At 38.7% G+C, this 811-nt stretch carries 2 protein-coding genes; both read right to left on the bottom strand.

Translation table 11 applies throughout. The features are described from left to right. Window positions 1-2: 2 nt before the first annotated feature. Window positions 3-137, bottom strand: a complete 135-nt coding sequence (locus D8Q48_RS17855) for a hypothetical protein (RefSeq protein WP_255494039.1) — start codon at window positions 135-137, stop codon at window positions 3-5. Further along, the coding region (locus tag D8Q48_RS16970; protein WP_121057392.1) for a ParB/RepB/Spo0J family partition protein at window positions 134-811 on the bottom strand (678 nt) is incomplete at its 5' end. The genes D8Q48_RS17855 and D8Q48_RS16970, both read right to left, overlap by 4 nt.

Below are 811 nucleotides of genomic sequence, written 5' to 3'. Positions count from 1 at the left end.
TTTCACTTCCTTCCTGCTGATAATCCTAATGTTTTCAACAAATGTTTAAACTTCTCTCTTTTTATCCGTTTAACACGTATCTTTTCTATCTTTTTCAGATAGACTTGTATTCTCCTTGCCATATCTTCATTGCTCATTCTTTACCCTCTCTTTCTGCCCACGATGCCAGAAGCATAAATATAATTTCTTCCATCTGAGTCTTTGTATATGTATCTGGAAAATATTGTTTCAATTTCTTCGCCGGAATCTGCACCTGAACTTTTTCAGTACTTTCATTCATGCAAATCTGGTCAATTTCTGAATACGTCAACATCCGCTCTTTTGAAATCTGCTTCAATTCCTTTGCCTGCTTCATGGAAGGTACCATATTGTGATTACTCATATACTGAAATAATATCTGCTGCTCTTCAGTTCTCAAATAAGAAAGTTCAACAGCTGTGTTAAAGGGAAGCTTCTTCTCGTCTGCCAATTCTAATAGCTCTGCTACTAACTCTGTCAGATGAATATATCGAAGAATCTGTCTGGAACTATCTCCTGTATTCTGACTGACTTCTTCTGCCGCCAACTTCTTGCCAACTTGGCAAGAAGTTAAATCAGATCGTTTTCCCTGACGCTTTAACGCCTCATATTTCATTTTATAAGCAAATGCCTTTTCGCTGATCAGCAGCTCTTCTCGTTGAATGTTGGAATCTACCATAATCACCGTCGCTTCATCATCTGTAAGATCTTTGATGATAACCGGCATTTTCTCTAGTCCAGCAAGTTCACATGCTCGTTTTCGCCGATGACCAGCTACCAGCTCATAACCACC

It is taken from the genome of Ruminococcus sp. B05 (assembly GCF_003628495.1).
GTDB classification, from domain to species: Bacteria; Bacillota; Clostridia; order Lachnospirales; family Lachnospiraceae; genus Schaedlerella; species Schaedlerella hominis.
The sequence above is the reverse complement of the archived record's forward strand: the minus strand, read 5'-3'. Positions and strand labels throughout refer to the sequence as shown.